General features: G+C 34.5%; 22 protein-coding genes. 10 read left to right on the forward strand and 12 right to left on the reverse strand.

The window, feature by feature from the left end:
• Position 1 precedes the first annotated feature (1 nt).
• The 3 genes from Q0X14_RS10590 (at position 2) to Q0X14_RS10600 (ending at position 3,526) form a co-directional block, all read left to right on the forward strand.
• Positions 2-1,447 (forward strand): DUF935 family protein, encoded by a 1,446-nt coding sequence (locus Q0X14_RS10590; protein WP_297838089.1) that lies wholly within the window; start codon positions 2-4, stop codon positions 1,445-1,447.
• A gap of 26 nt (positions 1,448-1,473) precedes the next feature.
• Positions 1,474-2,718 (forward strand): phage minor head protein, encoded by a 1,245-nt coding sequence (locus Q0X14_RS10595; RefSeq protein WP_297838092.1) that lies wholly within the window; start codon positions 1,474-1,476, stop codon positions 2,716-2,718.
• 217 nt (positions 2,719-2,935) lie between these two features.
• Complete coding sequence (locus Q0X14_RS10600; protein WP_297844742.1) at positions 2,936-3,526, forward strand: phage minor head protein; 591 nt, start codon at positions 2,936-2,938, stop codon at positions 3,524-3,526.
• On the opposite strand, the gene Q0X14_RS10605 is transcribed toward Q0X14_RS10600, so the two are convergent.
• From Q0X14_RS10605 to Q0X14_RS10660, 12 genes are all read right to left on the reverse strand, one after another.
• Complete coding sequence (locus Q0X14_RS10605; RefSeq protein WP_297838096.1) at positions 3,513-4,022, reverse strand: phage virion morphogenesis protein; 510 nt, start codon at positions 4,020-4,022, stop codon at positions 3,513-3,515. The genes Q0X14_RS10600 and Q0X14_RS10605 overlap by 14 nt on opposite strands.
• Positions 4,015-4,317, reverse strand: a complete 303-nt coding sequence (locus tag Q0X14_RS10610; protein WP_297838098.1) for a hypothetical protein — start codon at positions 4,315-4,317, stop codon at positions 4,015-4,017. Before Q0X14_RS10610 ends, Q0X14_RS10605 begins: the two co-directional genes overlap by 8 nt.
• Positions 4,314-4,760 carry a regulatory protein GemA gene (locus Q0X14_RS10615; protein WP_297838101.1) on the reverse strand — a complete coding sequence of 149 codons (447 nt, stop codon included), beginning with the start codon at positions 4,758-4,760 and terminating at the stop codon, positions 4,314-4,316. The genes Q0X14_RS10610 and Q0X14_RS10615 overlap by 4 nt, the downstream gene beginning before the upstream one ends.
• Before the next feature lies 1 nt (position 4,761).
• Positions 4,762-5,067 (reverse strand): hypothetical protein, encoded by a 306-nt coding sequence (locus tag Q0X14_RS10620; RefSeq protein ID WP_297838103.1) that lies wholly within the window; start codon positions 5,065-5,067, stop codon positions 4,762-4,764.
• The gene (locus Q0X14_RS10625) at positions 5,064-5,459 is read right to left on the reverse strand and encodes a hypothetical protein (RefSeq protein ID WP_014558970.1); all 396 of its coding nucleotides are present in this window, start codon (positions 5,457-5,459) and stop codon (positions 5,064-5,066) included. The genes Q0X14_RS10620 and Q0X14_RS10625 overlap by 4 nt, the downstream gene beginning before the upstream one ends.
• Positions 5,452-5,634 (reverse strand): hypothetical protein, encoded by a 183-nt coding sequence (locus tag Q0X14_RS10630; RefSeq protein ID WP_014558971.1) that lies wholly within the window; start codon positions 5,632-5,634, stop codon positions 5,452-5,454. The genes Q0X14_RS10625 and Q0X14_RS10630 overlap by 8 nt, the downstream gene beginning before the upstream one ends.
• A 1-nt stretch (position 5,635) precedes the next feature.
• Entirely contained in the window at positions 5,636-5,998 is a 363-nt protein-coding gene (locus tag Q0X14_RS10635; RefSeq protein WP_297838105.1) for a hypothetical protein, read from the reverse strand.
• 106 nt (positions 5,999-6,104) lie between these two features.
• Complete coding sequence (locus tag Q0X14_RS10640; protein WP_297838108.1) at positions 6,105-6,347, reverse strand: hypothetical protein; 243 nt, start codon at positions 6,345-6,347, stop codon at positions 6,105-6,107.
• Positions 6,348-6,608: a hypothetical protein gene (locus tag Q0X14_RS10645; RefSeq protein WP_041294000.1), complete on the reverse strand. Its 261-nt coding sequence runs from the start codon at positions 6,606-6,608 to the stop codon at positions 6,348-6,350.
• Entirely contained in the window at positions 6,605-7,528 is a 924-nt protein-coding gene (locus Q0X14_RS10650; protein ID WP_297838118.1) for an AAA family ATPase, read from the reverse strand. Before Q0X14_RS10650 ends, Q0X14_RS10645 begins: the two co-directional genes overlap by 4 nt.
• A gap of 116 nt (positions 7,529-7,644) precedes the next feature.
• Positions 7,645-9,834: a transposase gene (locus tag Q0X14_RS10655; RefSeq protein ID WP_297838121.1), complete on the reverse strand. Its 2,190-nt coding sequence runs from the start codon at positions 9,832-9,834 to the stop codon at positions 7,645-7,647.
• A 96-nt stretch (positions 9,835-9,930) separates the two neighbouring features.
• Positions 9,931-10,107, reverse strand: coding sequence for a helix-turn-helix transcriptional regulator (locus tag Q0X14_RS10660; protein WP_014558978.1), 177 nt, complete (start codon positions 10,105-10,107; stop codon positions 9,931-9,933).
• A gap of 91 nt (positions 10,108-10,198) precedes the next feature.
• Here Q0X14_RS10660 and Q0X14_RS10665 point away from each other — a divergent pair, with 91 nt between their 5' ends.
• The 7 genes from Q0X14_RS10665 (at position 10,199) to Q0X14_RS10695 (ending at position 17,136) form a co-directional block, all read left to right on the forward strand.
• The gene (locus Q0X14_RS10665) at positions 10,199-10,543 is read left to right on the forward strand and encodes a helix-turn-helix transcriptional regulator (protein WP_297838127.1); all 345 of its coding nucleotides are present in this window, start codon (positions 10,199-10,201) and stop codon (positions 10,541-10,543) included.
• A 356-nt stretch (positions 10,544-10,899) separates the two neighbouring features.
• Entirely contained in the window at positions 10,900-11,571 is a 672-nt protein-coding gene (locus Q0X14_RS10670) for a biosynthetic peptidoglycan transglycosylase (protein WP_297838130.1), read from the forward strand.
• Between the two features lie 66 nt (positions 11,572-11,637).
• The gene (locus Q0X14_RS10675) at positions 11,638-12,429 is read left to right on the forward strand and encodes a cation transporter (protein WP_297838133.1); all 792 of its coding nucleotides are present in this window, start codon (positions 11,638-11,640) and stop codon (positions 12,427-12,429) included.
• A gap of 105 nt (positions 12,430-12,534) precedes the next feature.
• The gene (locus Q0X14_RS10680; protein WP_297838136.1) at positions 12,535-13,362 is read left to right on the forward strand and encodes a DUF4349 domain-containing protein; all 828 of its coding nucleotides are present in this window, start codon (positions 12,535-12,537) and stop codon (positions 13,360-13,362) included.
• A gap of 23 nt (positions 13,363-13,385) precedes the next feature.
• Entirely contained in the window at positions 13,386-13,793 is a 408-nt protein-coding gene (locus tag Q0X14_RS10685; protein WP_297838139.1) for a VOC family protein, read from the forward strand.
• Positions 13,794-13,814: 21 nt separating this feature from the next.
• Entirely contained in the window at positions 13,815-15,257 is a 1,443-nt protein-coding gene (locus tag Q0X14_RS10690; RefSeq protein WP_297838142.1) for an MATE family efflux transporter, read from the forward strand.
• 118 nt (positions 15,258-15,375) lie between these two features.
• Positions 15,376-17,136, forward strand: a complete 1,761-nt coding sequence (locus Q0X14_RS10695) for a UvrD-helicase domain-containing protein (protein ID WP_297838145.1) — start codon at positions 15,376-15,378, stop codon at positions 17,134-17,136.
• Positions 17,137-17,152: the final 16 nt, after the last annotated feature.

Consider the following 17,152-nt stretch of genomic DNA (forward strand, 5'->3'; position numbering starts at 1 on the left):
AATGGATACAAAAATTTTAACAACAGAAATCGCAGTAAGACAAAGTTTCGATAAAATTGTAACTTACTGGAATATGCTTCCAGACCCAGACCCAATTTTACGCAAAATTGGAAAAGACATCACTGTCTATCGTGAGCTGCTTACTGATCCACATCTTTTTTCAACAGTTCAGCAGCGCAAAGCTGGGGTATTATCCCTTAATTGGGAATTGCAGCAACAGAACTCATCTCAAAATGAATTTGATTTAATTAATGAATTTCTTAATACATTAAATCTTGAAAATCTTATTGACCAGCTACTCAATACTCCATTATTTGGCTTCACGGTTTTTGAAATAGTTTGGGAAAAGCAAGGTAATTTCTTAATACCAAACAGGATTGATGAGAAACCTCAGGAATGGTTTTTCTTTGATCAATTTAATAATCTAAACATCAAAAAGAATTTAAACTCAATTAAATTAGATGGCGAAATTGTAAATCCTCTTAAATTTATTCTCGTTCAACATAAACCAACTTATCAGAATCCATACGGCGAGCGTGTTCTTAGCCGTTGCTTTTGGCCCGTTACATTTAAGCGCGGCGGATTGAAATTCTGGATCACATTCACGGAGAAATACGGCAATCCGTTTTTAATTGGTAAACTGCCACGAGGGTCAGCTCAACAGGAAATTGATAATCTGCTTACGAGCCTTGAAAATATGATCCAGGATGCAGTGGCTGTCATTCCGGATGATTCATCAATTGACATCAAAGAAGCCCAGCGTTCAAGTTCTGTTGAAGTCTTTCGTGAACTGATGAATTTCCAGAATAATGAAATTTCCAAAGCAATTCTCACTCAAACACTTACAACAGAAGTTCAAGACACTGGCACTTATGCAGCTTCAAAAACAATGGGCGACATGCTCGCTAAAGTTCAACAAGCCGACCAACGACTTGTTGAAAGGGCAATAAATAAAATCATAGATTTAATTTACCAGGTTAATTTCAATTCAATTAATAAACCAAAATTTATTCTTTATGCAGATGAAGATGTTGATAAACTACTCGCAGAAAGAGATCAAATATTAGTCAATACAGGCATTAAATTCACCAAAGATTATTATATCAGAAATTATAATTTATTGCCTGAAGATTTTGATATTACAGAAAAACCTGTTAACCCCGAATTTGCAGAAAAGAACAATGTAGGCACAAAGATTGCTTTGCCCGATGAAAAAAAAATAACCGATGAAATTATCAATCAACTTCCGGACAAGCTTCTTCAACTACAAATCGAAAGCACCTTAAAGCCTGTTTTATCACTCATCGAAAATGGTGAAACTTACGAAACTATTATGGAAGAACTTGCTAAAACTTATCCGGCAATGAGTACGAATCAGCTCGAAGAATTACTCACAAAACTTTTATTCATCAGCGAAATAACCGGCAGAAACTCAGTGTCATCCTGAGCTTGTCGAAGGATGATGGAGGAAATATGCCAGAAAACATTGACATAAAGCTTTTAATAGGACTTAAGCCAGAACAGATTATCCAATATCTCAAACGCAAAGGATACAAGATAAGCTGGAACTGGCAGGACACCTGGAAAGAAGCAAATACAAAAGCCTTCACTGTTGCCAAGGCGATGAAGCTCGATATTCTTTCGGATATTCGTAATGAACTTCAAAACGCTATTGATAATGGTTTATCTTTTCAACAATTTAAAGAAAACTTAAAACCAACGCTCAAAGCAAAAGGCTGGTGGGGAAAAGTAAAAGCCAAAGATGTCCCTTCCGACTTTCCACTGCCTCCAGATGTCGATCCTGAGAAAGAAGTCTTACTCGGCTCTCCCTGGCGGCTCAGAACAATCTATCGCACCAATATGAAGGTTGCTTACTCTGCCGGCCATTACAAAAATATGATTGAAAATATCAAAAACAGACCTTACTGGATGTATTCAGCTGTGCTTGATCAAAACACACGACCATCGCACCGGGTATTACACGGCAAAGTTTACCGGGCTGACGATCCTATTTGGGACAAAATCTACCCACCGAATGATTGGAACTGTCGATGTTCTGTAATTCCTCTCGATGATGATGATCTTGAGGAAATGAATTTAAAAGTAGCGGAAGCCTCCCGGCTTCCGATGTCCTTCAAAATTGGCAAAGGCTGGGACTACAATCCCGCCAAAGCATTCCTGAACTTTGATACTGGCTTCGGTAACTTTAAAATCTATCCTCATCAAAAAACATATAAAGATTATGGTAGACCCCCAGTTGAAGATTTACCAGACGAGTTCTATTCCTCTATGCCAGACTTATTCCCAACTATTAAAGAAATAGGTAAAAAAGAATTCGTCACTTTATTGAAGGAAAATTTTCTTGGAAAAAAAACTTATAAAATTGTTGATACTGTAGATGATGATAAGTCTGTATTTACATTTGAAAGACTATCCCATATCTTAGATAAACAGGATGGCAGAGAAAAATTTATTCCTCTTATTGAATTGACTCTCAAAAATCCTTTTGAAGTTTATATGGCACTTTATCAATCTGATAAAGGATTTGTTGAATATCGAAAACACTATATCGGGCTATTCAAAGACAATAGAAAAAGACCTTTTTTCGTTATTGCTAAACAAGAAAAAGATTCAACTATTTTCTGGAATGCCTTTCCAAAAGACACTAAAGAAATCAACAAATCAAGAAAAGGCACTTTAATATATTATAAAAAATAACCCCGCCGTTAGCGGGGCTGGTAAAACCAAAACTGATGGTTTTAACAGTTCCGTGCCTGCCATCAGACGCTTTAAGGTTATGCTCACGGAAGCACCTTAAAACGCTACTCAAAATTAATCAATCATCATCCCTTTGTCAATTCCTTTAATTTGAACTTTATTTTACTTAATTTTCTACAAAATCATATATAACTTTTTATTAAAGAAGTAATTGAATATGACAAAAGAACCGAAATTAATTTTATTAGATGCTTTTTATAATTTCCTTAAAGATAAAAACTTTAATAACTTGGAAAACTTACAAAGTTTATTAAATGGACAAGAATTTTACCAATGGATTATAAATAATATCTCTGTAATTAAAGAATATGTTGATAGTCTTGCAGATATTAAAACTTACGATATGGAGTATTTACGAAGATTAATTATCAAAGAAAAATTTGATAAAATTAATCAAATTATGGTTTCTTATATATTAAAAGTTGCTTACTCTGCTGGCCATTACAAAAATATGATTGAAAATATCAAAAACAGACCTTACTGGATGTATTCAGCTGTGCTTGATCAAAACACACGACCAGCACATCGTGCATTAAGCAACAAAGTATTTTTTGCCGATGACCAAATATGGTATGAAATATTCCCAGTAAGCGATTGGAATTGCCGCTGTTCAATAATTCCTCTGGACGATGACGATTTGAAAGAAATGAAAATAAAAAAGGTCAATATTAAAGAGAGGAAAGAACTTTTTAATATTGAGAAATGGTGGGCTTTCAAAATTGTTAAAAACTTAATTATCTCGCCTTAGTTAATTTTTTAATGATTATATCTTTTATTCCCCTCAAATCACTCTCATTCAACTTCAGGAATGGTCTTGCAGGTATATAAAAACTACTCATTTTATTCTTACTTGGCGTCTTAGCTTCTTTGCCTTCTCGTTTTTTTCTTAGATAAGTCTTCAACGAACTTCTATGTATCCACCCACCATAGTGATGTATTGCTGCATAAATAAGATTTGTTGAGACACTTGCCGTTGTCTCATCTGCTTGCGATGTAATTGAATCTTTTAGTTCTTCTGTCCTTTGCAATATTTTCCCCGGCCAATATTTTTTCTTTTGTCTCTGCTTTATTGTTGCCGGTGAAAGTCGCTGCCATTTGCTGCCAAGTCTGCTGCCTTCGCTTTCAAAATTTTTAAGCACACTTACTCGCATCGTCTCTGCAATTGATAACATAAGATTTCTGTTGCCGGTTAATCTTTTATTGAGCAATTCTATTATTTCCGGAGATTTAAATTCGTTAGTCATTAAACAAATCCTGCTGATTATTAATTGTAACTTTCTGTGACCCGATCTTATAGACAAGCCGTTCACTTACCCCGAGCATCCTTGCGAGTTCTTTTTCATTTTTAAACCCAAAATATTTCCTAATATATTCCTGTTTCATTTCCATCAAAGGTTTTTCTGAAAAATAAATTGCTGTCTTGGCAAAGTGGCTATATAACTCAATAAATTTATCAATACCTATAATATCAACCAGGAGTCTCAAATCTCCATCTAAAAACTTGCTGTAATCTATTTCCTTTATCCAATGCATCTTCATAACGACTCAATTGCTTTTTTTATTTTCCTTACATCACTCATCATAACCCACTCGAGTTTCTCTTTACCTGAGATTCTTTTAACAAATCTTTTAAAAGCATCTTCATTTTTATTTTCAACTCTCGGTGAAGTCATCCACATAGCTTCCAACATTCTAAGCTGTTTAGGTGTTGCATAATGTTCTCTTAATCTTTCGTTCCATCGTATACCGAATTCATCATATTTCTTCTTGGCGTCTTTGTGCCTTTGCGTGAAATTTTCCCTTAACTCTTTTGGCAGCAGCTTAATCAACTTTTTTATCAAATCAGCAGCCTGCTCATAACTCAAATCCTTACTACTACTAACTTCATAGCTTTCAAGTGCTGCACCATATTCTTCATCAGACAAATGAAGTTGATTTTTAAGTAAGTGAATTTTCGATATTTGTTTTTTATTTATTTCCATATCAGAACAATTTTAATTGAGGATCAACTTTTGTTGTTTTCCAGAGACTCACTGCTTTCCCGCTCGTTGGGCTTACTCCAACGTCATAAAAATAAACCAGATTCATCTCGCGCAATTCTTTAACCCTTGGAGTTATTTGATGTGGATAACAGTTTAATGTAATCGCAACAAACTCTGTGCTGCAAGGTCCATATTGTCTTATAATATCATAAACCTTGCGCTGCATATTGCCGAGCTTATCAAGCTGCTCGGCATATGCAATGTCTCTCAACTTCTCGCTGAAATATCCTTCTCTTACTTTCTTCATTTGTTATAAGTATAGAAAATGTGATCTTTGAATTCTCTCCAGTCAAAATATCTGCTGTTTTTTACCTTTCTTTTTTTCTTTTTCATACGATCCCAAACATCAATTTTTCTCCAATATAATGCAGCATGCAATTTGTCCATTGGAATATTGTATTTGCTGCATATCTCCGCTCTCGTCATCTTCTTCTTTTTGTAGAGCTGGCATATTTCGTTAAGATATTCAGTGGAATTATTTCTTATATTCTTTAAATCCCAAAGTTTCACCCCAGCCCTCAAAAGCACTGCCCTTACCCTTGAGTCAGATAATTCGGTTTTTTCGACTATATAATCCCTGTTTATCTGTTTGGCAGCATATTTTTCAATAAGCTCCGGGGTGATTTTGCTCTTAGCCATTTATACTTTTCTCCAATTCGAAAAATTTTCTTCTGCGATCCAGATCGTCAATAATTTTATTGTGATATTTTCTTGATTTTCTTATCTGATTCAACTCCTGAATTGTTACTTTAATTGCCCTTTTAAGGGCTCTTAAAGCAAGCTTCCAATGCGATTTAACAGCTAATGATACCATATTAACCTCCTATTGCAAAATATTTTCTGTAATCAGGGATCCCGGCCAATACCTGGTCTTTAGAGCTCCTGGGGATATAGGCATCAAAGGTTTCTCTTTCGTTCAGAATAACCCGTCCCTTTTCTTCGGCCTCCTGCTTAAGCTGATTTATTTTATCGCGCATCTCTTTTAACTCGGCTTCAATAAATTCATCAAATTTTTTCTCAACTTTTTTTGTAAGATGAAATTCAACGCCTTCAAAATCTGCTTTGCCTTCAGGATATTTTTTCAATTCTCTTAGTGCAAGCGGATGCAAATCTTTTAGGATCTCATCCATGGCTTTCATCTTCTTGTAGTATTTTGCATATAGTTTTAATGCTTTCATTGTTGTTCCCTTTCTCTTGTTTCTTCCGATGGTTTGTTTATTTTTAGCAATGATATTATGAATAATCCGGAAAATTCACCGACTAATACTCCCAATAGAAAGCAAATCATTTTAGCCCTCCTCTCTGTGCCATTGTTTGTTTGTGTATAATTTCTGCAATCTTGCTTTTGTAGCCATTCAGGAATAAGAACAATTCAAGATCACGTTCATAGTCAATCCCAGCATTATCTTTTAACTTAATCCTCTTGTATAAAATCGCACAGTATCTATCAATAGCTTCGTAAGCATTATCAGCCTCCGGAATTACATCCATCATTATGCTTCCTACTATTCTTGCCAGCATTTCCATTTAATTTTCTCCTTTCTTCCTAACCGGAAATAAAGTTACTATACATTTGTTTTTGACAATGAATTCAATGTCTAAATCTTCGTTCCGGAACAAAATCCCATTCTCATTGTCGCTTATATATCTTGACTGTGAGAATAATAATTTTATATGCTCAATTATTTCTCTTCTGCCAAGCATATCATTTAACATTATCCTGCTTAAAAATTGTTTGATCGCATGTTCAGATATTCTTACGCTCACTTTTACTTTTGTTGCATTCATAATATCAACACCTCCGCAGCACTTCTTACAAGCTTATCATTAATTTCCTTTTTGCTGGTTCTTGCCGCTCTGCTGGTCCTTAATATTAGTTTTTCAAGCTTTCTCCCGTTACCTTTTGATAGTTCATAAAAGGTCTTATAAACACCGTTTGTTGATGGAAAAACGGTTTGTATTATCAGCTTGGCATCTGTTTCGCTCCAATCTTCAAGTTGTGTTACTATGCCCACACGACTGTATAATTGCTTGAATTCGCCTCGTTTTCCTCTGAGATTCGCAATTAATCTCGGCAATCCTATCAGCAATATTCCTACGTTTGCTTTATCATATAGTCTTCTCACCATATCCAGCGCTCTATATGGTAAGTTTTCAGCTTCATCAATTATTACAAGCCGGTTACTGTCCTTAAGTTTATCACAACAATCTGAGAATAAATCATAAATGCCACCACTGCCATCCATCCCAAGTTTTTTGTGCAATTCACGGAAAAATACTTTTGTCGAATAACTCAGATCGGCTTCAATCAATATTACATCAGGATTTTGCCGTGCATATTCTTTTGCTGCTTTTGTCTTGCCCGTTCCTGCCTCCCCAACTACAACCCCAATTTCCTGGTCAAGATGGGCTACCTTTGCCGCCTGAAATAATAACTCTGAGTTTGTAATCGGACAGAACGGAATCATCTCTTTAGGCATCGCTTCTATTTCTTCTTGCCTTACAAGAAATGATGCAATTGCCCACTCAAGCTTTTGTACATCGCCAGGATATTTCCCGGCAAGATATGTTGATACTACGCTGGCACTGTAACCAATTTGCTTGGCTATTCTGTTGATAGAAATATTCTTCCTGTCAACAAAGTCCCGCAGCTTGTTAAGAAGATTTCCTTCCGGATTTGGAAGATTTTCATTAGATTTGTGTTGCATAAGCAATCCTTTCTTTATTATTATTTGTAGGGACAATGCTTGCATTGTCCGTTAATTAATTGTTTATGTATTTACTCCGCAAGTGTGCGAGACTTGCGGAGTTTTTTATGTCTAAGCTATCCTCTCTTTAACAATTCCTCAACGGGATTAGAATAAATTTTCGGTTCAATCCCGCACAATTTCATATATTCCTTAAAAGCATTTTTCTTTGGTTTTCCCTTTGCGTTCTTTGCATCCCTACGTGATATTATTTCTCTTTTTTCTTCCTTAACATCATTGTTTTGCATTTCAACCAATCCCTTAAAAATCTGCACTGTCTCATTCTTCATCTGCTGTTTCTTACGCAATGCCTCTTGCAGCATTGCCACATCTTCATCTGTTCCCAATAACCTTGCAGCCGGATGATAACGCAAATCATCCTTATCAGCTCCAAACAAATACCTTTCCTTCTCATCCAATACAATAATTTCCTTATCGTCCCAAATGTCATATTTAACTATCACTTTGCTGCCAATTATCCTTGGCATCTCTTCATTGTAATAATAATTTCCGCGAAATCTTATCCCATTCTTGGTTATTGTCCTTGTCTCATCACTAAGCATCAGATAATTTAATTCCTGCCTACTTATCAGTCTGCCTTCTAATCTTTCCGGTTCGCTTTTAATCTTATTAACAGAGTGCATAAACACTTCAGCTGGCGATAAACCCTTATATTGCCCATCCTGGTGTTCCTGCTCTGCATATTCCTTAACATATTCTTCCAGTGTTGCCTTTAAACTGTCAATCGTTATTGGTGTATTATCAAAAAGTCTCTGATGCAGTTTCTCATTTCTCATTAGCATTGCCGGTTTGCCTGCGATATTAGTCCCGGTGTATGCAGGTAATCTTCTTTCCATTTCGCCAAGTGTCCTGAACCATCGTTCAATTGTCTTGCTCTGCCCGTGATATGGTGTTGCATACATCGTTTCAATTCCCAGTTTTCCAAATAAACCTGGCACAATCGAGTCCTTAAAATCTTTAATGCCTCTAAAATATTTTGCTCTGAAAGCTCTGCCATTATCCAGATATGCAATTTTTGGTATATAGCCCGTGTCACCCTGAGCTTTCCGATGAGCGACATCCTCAAAAAACCTTCCCAGCAGTAAAATCGTCCTTCGCAATGCACTCGCAATTGTTAGTATATTTTCTGTAGGCATAATCTCCCAACCAAGTGGCATTGACGACTTAAAATCAAAGAACATTATCAAGGTCATCCTCTGCGGCCTGCCGGTCAATGGATTTATAACCATTACATTAAGCGTATGACCATCAGCTACTACAATATCACCAACTTCAACTCTGTCTTTATCACGCAAAATATCTTTCATAATCTTGTCATTAAACGATTTCATTCCATATCGTCCAAGCGTCCAAAGGTCAATATTTTTTCTTGTCCAATCTTCTATAAATCTTCTGTAAGTAACATCGCTTTTAACTGTTATTCCACGCTTCAAAAACTCCTCTTTAGCTCTCTTTAATATCTCACTTACAAGTGGTCTATTGGGATTAATCAACATCGGTATTAAAATCTCTGCTTCTTTATTTGATATTGTTCTTGCAGTAGGTTTCATTTCCCTTTCAAATACGCTTATGTCCCAGTTGTCCTTTATGTCACCATACCATCTGTAAACTGATCTTACACTTATCTTCCCAAGCACATTTAGTAGCTCCGGATAACTTCCATTATTGAAACTATTCACAAATCTCTCTATAGCTATTGTCTTCTTATCAGCTTTCAAAATAATTTCATCAAGCAGCTTACAAACCTGGTATTTTGCCAATGCAGTATCATCCAAAAATCCATTTTGTCCATTTTGTCCCTCTTGACCCTTTAGTCCCAATCCAAAATCACTACTTTCCTTAATCCAGTTCAAAATCTTCTCACATTTATCCCAGTCGCCCAGTTTATTGTAGTAATTAAACACACTTTCAAGGGCAATTTCATACCCAAAACCGCCATTCATCTTCACCTTACGTGTGACAAAATGTCCTTGCTGACAATGTTTTACTATTGCCATTTTTGTGATGCCTAATCGGTTTACACCTTCGGCAACTGTCATCCATTTAACTGATACCTGTAAATCATTATTTTTTAAATATTTAAGCTCAGTTTCCACCTTTTTCTGCTGGTTTACACCATAGTTTACACCTTTTAGGGAAAGGCGTAAACCGCTTTTCATCAAATTTTCCGTTGAGAAAGGGTCTTTCATAGCTCCAGCTCCATTTGCCTCATAAAGAATTGTTTTAATGCTCTTTGAATGTGCCATTAGAAACTTCCCGGATTATTTAAATTGTTTCTTATTTAATAATTGCTTAATTTACATAAAACAAAAAATGCCGCTTTAAAGCCATTTATTAGGCTTTTAAGCAGCACTTTTGATTATCTCGATTATTTTTTTTAATAATCTATCGTTCTTTCTTTTACCATTTAACAGATAATGCACATAAGCTCCTGATACGCCAAGTCTTCTTGCTATTTCTTCTTGGTTAATAAGCTTTTTGTCTATCTGTATTTTTAATGGCTGTTTTTGTTCAGTCATTTTTTTATTAAAAATTTGTTAAACTTCTATAACAAATATAACATATTTGGAATGTCTTGTCAAGTTTTTTTTATAACAATTTTGTAATATTATGAATTTTGTTGAAAAATTAAGGATTTTTGCAGAAAAATTTGGTTCAATCTCAACTTTAGCAGAAGCTCTTGGCATTGCTCAGCCGAGTTTATCAAGATATTTATCTGGGGAAGTTAAACCAGGCTTAGATTTTATTATGAAGCTCAAGGACCTCGGTTGCGACATCAATTGGCTATTAAGCGACAGCCCGGATCCACCACCAGAGACAAACCAGCTATTGCAGGCTCGCCTAAAAGAGCTTGAGGAGGAGAATGCCAGACTTAGGGATAGTATTGGCCGTTTTATTCTCCTCGCACAAGAGGTAGAAGCACATAAAAAAGGTAAGAAAAAGCCAAAGAAATGATAAAAATAGTTTTGCCAAATTTGTGCAAAAAAGCGCAAAAAAGTGTAAAATTCTTTGCCACGCACATTTTTGGCAAAACATCACTTAAATCCTTATTTTTATTATACTTATGCTCTATTTCTTAAGTTCGTCTTTTTTGCCATTTTACCTGAAAAATTATAGTCGCTTGATGGTTATTTCGAACGAAAATTTTTAAGTAAGAGCAAAATTTATATTAATATTGTAGAAGATGGACGAATCAGAGAAAGCAGAACAACATATTTTTTAATACTAGAAAATGAGAATTTGTTAATTGGAAAATTTATATCAACGGCGGCTAATACAACTGGTGATATAAAATTAAAAAGAGTTTTAATTTGATAAATATATTCAACAAAATTTTGGGGTTTTGTATAAGGATAATTTCTATAACTTGTTTTAGGATTAACGACTCCATAAAATTACGCTATAATAACCTTAGAAATTCTATTATTGATAGCGAAATCGTTCAAATAATTATTCCGAAGAATTTATCAAAGATTATTGTTTTTATTGAAGACAGAAGGTTTTTTTATCATTTAGGGGTAGATATTTACTCAATATTTAGAGCGATTTTCCGATTAGTATTTGATAATAAAATTGAAGGGGCTAGTACCATTACTCAACAGCTCGTTAGAACAATAACCAACGACAGAGAGTTAACAATCCGGCGTAAAATTAGAGAAATAATTCTTGCGTCATTGATTGAAAGAGAATTTTCAAAAGAAAAGATACTAAGAGCATACTTTATCAAGTATAACTTTAGTCATTCAATTGGTATACATAGATTTTGTCTTAAAGAAGGCTATGATATAAATTGCCTTAATATACAAGAAATATTCGAAATCGTGGCTCGATTAAAATATCCATCAATAAATGCCAAAAATTATACTAAGTTCCTTAAACGAGTTAGAACAATTGATGTTCTTGTAACTAAAAATAACCCACTCTTTGAGGATAATGATAAAAATTATAAAAGAGAATTATTATCTGAGTATTCGGGTGTTTAGAAGCTTTTTAAGGAATCTACCATTCTTTACTGAATTCGAATAATAATTTAGTTTTTATAGCAATCTATGCACAAAACCATATTCAAAATATCAAAGATGGATTGCCCATCAGAAGAAAATCTTATCCGACTAAAACTTGATGGAATTAAAGAGATATCACGACTGGATTTTGATATTGAGAACAGAACGCTAACCATATTTCATAACAACAAACTTGAACTGATTGAAAAATCAATCGCTGATTTAAATCTTGATAGCAAAGTTATCAGCACAGAAACCTTCAATGATGAAATTAATTCTGAGGAATCAACACAAAGAAAAGTTTTGTGGATAGTTTTTCTTATTAACTTCGCTTTCTTTCTGATTGAAATTGTGTTCGGAATAGTTTCAAAATCAATGGGATTGGTTGCGGATAGTCTTGATATGCTTGCAGATGCTTTTGTTTACGGAATTAGTCTTTATGTTGTCGGTGGAACTATTACAAGAAAAAAGAACATCGCAAAGCTTGCCGGTTATTTTCAAATTACGCTTGCTGTTGTTGGATTCGTTGAAGTACTTCGCAGATTTATTGGAATTGAAGAATTGCCAGATTTCAAAACTATGATTCTCGTTTCAATATTTGCTTTGATTGCCAACAGCATTTGTCTTTATCTTCTTCAAAAATCTAAAAGCAAAGAAGCACATATGCGTGCAAGCATGATTTTCACTTCAAATGATGTAATAATAAACATTGGTGTCATCATCGCCGGAGCTTTGGTTCTTCTTCTAAATTCCGGAATACCCGATCTTGTTATTGGTTCAATTGTTTTTGTAATAGTAATAAACGGCGCTATTAGAATTTTGAAGTTATCGAAATAATATTCGTGGATACTTTCCTCTGATTTTATTCACTATATTTTTTCCGAAACATTTTTTATGTAAAGCAGTATAATCTCACAACAAATATTTATCAAAGGAATAACAATGATTGCGCAAAATAAATTTCTTAAAAAATCACTTCATCTTTTTTCTTTTGCTGTGCTCTTACTGTTTGCTGCCTGCAATTCAGGTGAAAACCAAAATCAGGTATCTGCTGATTTTATTCCATCTGAAAAAAGAACTGAAAGCTTTACCAATCAGCAAAATCCCGACATTTCTGTTGAACGGAAAATTATAAAAGAAGGCAACATCAGATTTGAAACTTCAGATGTAAAAGAAACGGAAAAATTTATTCGTACCGCTGTTGCAGAGCTGGGTGGTTATGTTGGAAACGAAAATGTTTACAACTTTGAAGACCGGGTTGAACATACTCTTATTGCACGAGTGCCTGAAGATAAATTCAATACACTGCTTGATAAAATTTCATCCGTTGCAGAAAAAATAGAAAGCAAAAATGTTTCTTCACTCGATGTAACCGAAGAATTTATTGATGTTGAAGCCCGAATAAAAACCAAAAAAGAACTTGAAGCTCGGTACAAGGAAATTCTGAAGAAAGCAACTCGTGTTGATGAAATATTAAATATCGAAAGAGAAATGGGAAATCTTCGTTCAGAGATTGAGTCTCTTGAAGGAAGAATGAATTATCTTAAAAACAGAATTTCTTTAAGCACTCTTACAATTACTTTCTATGAAAAGGTTTCAACTCCGTTTGGTTTCTTCTCAAAAATTAAACAAGCATTACATAACGGTTGGACTGCCTTATTATGGTTCATAATAATAATGATTAGTCTCTGGCCATTTATTATTCTTGCTTTGATTATTGCCGTTATTATATTGAAGTACAGAAAGAAAAAGAAAAGCACAGCTAATTAATCATTTGAAAAAAGGAGGCAAAAATGACAAGACAGATTTTTGTTAATCTGCCTGTTAAGAATGTCAAGCGCTCGATGAATTTCTTCTCTCAGCTTGGCTTTAGTTTTAATATGCAATTTACTGATGATAAAGCCGCCTGCCTTGTGATTGGTGAAAACATTTATGCAATGTTGCTGCACGAAGAGTTTTTTAAGACATTTACCAAAAAAGAATTAGCGGATGCAACAAAAGTTACAGAAGTTCTTATCGCTATAGATGTTGAAAGCAGAGAAGCTGTTGATTCTATGATTCAGAAAGCTGTTAATGCAGGAGGAACAATTTACTCCGAACCTTCTGACCACGGTTGGATGTATCAACACAGCTTTGCAGATTTGGATGGACATCAGTGGGAAGTTTTTTATTCGGATATTAACGCTTTAAATAATAGTTAAAATTATTCATAGAAAATTTTTGTGAGAGAAGATTCAAATAAATCCATACAACCCGTTAACAACTCAAATCAATCTGTTAAATCTTCCTTTTGGAATGAATTAAAAGATGCAATAAACGGAAGCGAAGCTGATTATACAGAAATAAAACTTGGTAAGGCAGTTTTTCTTCTTGCCGTTCCGATGATTCTGGAGTTGATAATGGAATCAACTTTTGCAGTAGTAGATATTTTTTTCGTTGGAAAGCTTGGCGCTTCTGCAGTTGCAACTGTTGGATTAACAGAAACTTATTTGTTCCTGCTTTATTCAATTGGAATGGGATTATCATTAGCAGTTACTGCTATCATTGCCAGAAGAATCGGCGAGAAAGAAAAAGACAAAGCAGGATTAACCGCTGTTCAGGCAATTTTAATTGCTGTGATTGTCTCTTCTCCATTTGCTCTGGCAGGAATTTTCTTTTCAAAAGATTTGCTTGCAATAATGGGCGGAGATGAGTGGGTTATCGAAACGGGTTTTCGTTATACACAATGGATGTTGGGTGGTAATGGTGTAATAATGTTACTTTTTATCATTAACGCTATTTTCCGTGGCGCTGGTGATGCTGCAATAGCAATGCGCGTTCTCTGGATTGCAAACGGAATTAATATCGTTCTTGATCCTCTTTTAATATTTGGATTTGGTCCTGTTCCTGCTTTTGGTATTGAGGGTGCCGCAATTGCAACAAACATTGGACGAGGCACCGGTGTTATTATTCAACTTTGGTTATTATTCAAAGGCGGAAAACATATTCGTGTTTTCAAAACACATCTTAAATTACAAGCCGATATCATTTCAAATATTCTTCGTAAATCACTTGGTGGAATTGGTCAGATGATAGTTGCAATGACATCCTGGATTTTTATTATGCGAATAATTTCTGATTTTGGAAGTGCTGCTGTTGCCGGTGCAACTATTGCAATCAGAATTATGATGTTTTCAATGATGCCTGCCTGGGGAATGTCAAATGCTGTTGCAACTCTTGTAGGCCAAAATCTTGGGGCAAAAAAACCGGACAGAGCCGAAAAATCTGTTTGGATAACAGGCGTATGGAATATGATTTTCCTTTCAATTGTGGCTGTAGTTTTTTATTTCAAAAGCGAAATCCTTGTTGGCATATTCACAAAAGAAAAAGATGTTATTGAAATAGGCGCTATGTGGTTAAAAATAGTTTCGTATTCATATTTTGTTTATGCATGGTGGATGGTTGCAATACAAGCTTTTAATGGTGCCGGGGACACCTTAACTCCTACTAAAATTAATCTTGTTTTCTTCTGGCTGATACAAATTCCGTTATCATATTTAATGTCTAAAGTGTTGGGAATGGATGTCGAGGGTGTTTTCTGGGCTATTTTTATTTCTGAAACTTCTGTTGGTCTTTTTACACTCTGGCTTTTTACAAAAGGAAAATGGAAAGAGGTTGTTGTATAATTTGCATTTCTGTTTAATCTAATTTCAAGAATATATTACTTAAAAATTAATTTTACTTCTATTGTTTTATTTTTTGAACACTCAAAATGTTTGAAAAGTAATTCCGGGTTTTTTATTGATGAAGCTCACTAACGAACAATACGATATTATAAATTCAACCGGAGATATTAAGATAAATGCTGTTGCCGGTTCCGGGAAAACAACAACCATAATAGAATATTCCAAATCACGCCCGAAGAAAAATAAAATACTTTATCTCGCATTTAATCGTTCCGTTAAAACTGAAGCTGAGCAAAGATTCGGTTCAATTGGACTTGATAATGTCAAGGTCGAAACCGCACATTCTCTTGCTTATAAGAATACTGTTTTTCGTTTTAATTATAATGTTAAAACACAGGGCTACAAAACTTATGAAGTAGCTGAAATTCTCAAGCTTCGTCGCCGCAAAGAAAAACATTTTGAGTTGATTGCCGCTAACCATATCAATCGCTTTGTTAATTATTTCTGTAACAGTAAAGCAAAAAAAGTAAGTCAGTTAAATTATCTTGATGTTGTTTCCGATCCGCTTGCATTTGAATTCGTAAAGAAGAATTATGATTACATCGAAAAGCATACAAGAGAATTTCTTGCTAAAATGGATAAGGGAGAAATTGAGATAACTCATGATTTTTATCTTAAAAAATTTCAATTGTCTTATCCAAATCTTGGATTTGATTATATTCTCTTTGATGAAGGACAGGATGCTTCACCAGCTATGCTTGATGTATTTCTGAATCAGCCGGCAACAAAAGTTATTGTTGGTGATTCTCACCAGCAAATTTATTCGTGGCGATTTGCGGTTAATTCTTTAGAAAGTGTTGACTTTAGAAGATTTCCTCTGACCATTAGTTTCCGCTTTCCTCAGGATATTGCAAATCTCGCTGTTGAAATTTTGAATTGGAAAAATCATTTGGATACAAAAGAAATTCTACCAATCAAAGGGACGGGCGGAAAAGAATTAAACAAACTAAAAGCAACTCTTGCACGAACAAACCTTGGTTTATTAAGTAAGGCAATAGAATTTGTTACTGAAAAATCCAAATCACAAACTCTTTACTTTGAAGGAAATGTAAATTCATATTTTTATTCAGATGAAGGGGCATCCCTGTTTGATGTTCTTAATTTATACAATCATAACCATGAAATGATTAAAGACAATCTCATAAAGAGTATGAGTGATTTTTCCGAACTTGAAGAGTATGTTGAAAAGACAGAAGACACTCAGCTTGCAATGCTTGTTGAAATAGTTAAAAAATATGAGGACGACCTACCCAGATTAATTAAATTAATACGGGATTCAACAGTGGAAAACAAAAATGATGCGAAGATGATATTCTCGACTGTTCATCGTTCAAAAGGAATGGAATATGGAACGGTTTATCTACATAATGATTTTATTTCACAAAAGAAGATTAAACGACTGATAGAAAAACAAAACGAAATACCTCTTGATGTTGCAAAAATTAATGAAGAAATAAATATACTTTATGTGGCTGTAACAAGAGCAATTAATAATTTATTTATTCCTCAGCATTATCTGCCGACATCTTTTCCCCGATCATCAAATATTAAAATCATTGGTGGTGAGACGGAAGAACGGGATTTCGACAACAGAAAAAAGCTTGATACTTTCAGGAATAGAAATGAAAAACATAAATCTTCTTCATTCGATGATGTTAGAAAAAATCATCCGGACGCTTATAAAGCATGGCTACCTGAAGAAGAAGCAAAACTTCTCGCAATGGTAAAATCGAATATCAGCATTAATGAAATTTCCAGAAGTCTGGGTAGAACCAGAGGTGCAATTTTAAGCCGTCTAAATAAACTTTTCGGAAGATAGAATTCAATCCATACAA

The sequence above is a fragment of the Ignavibacterium sp. genome, from assembly GCF_025998815.1.
Classification (GTDB): domain Bacteria; phylum Bacteroidota; class Ignavibacteria; order Ignavibacteriales; family Ignavibacteriaceae; genus Ignavibacterium.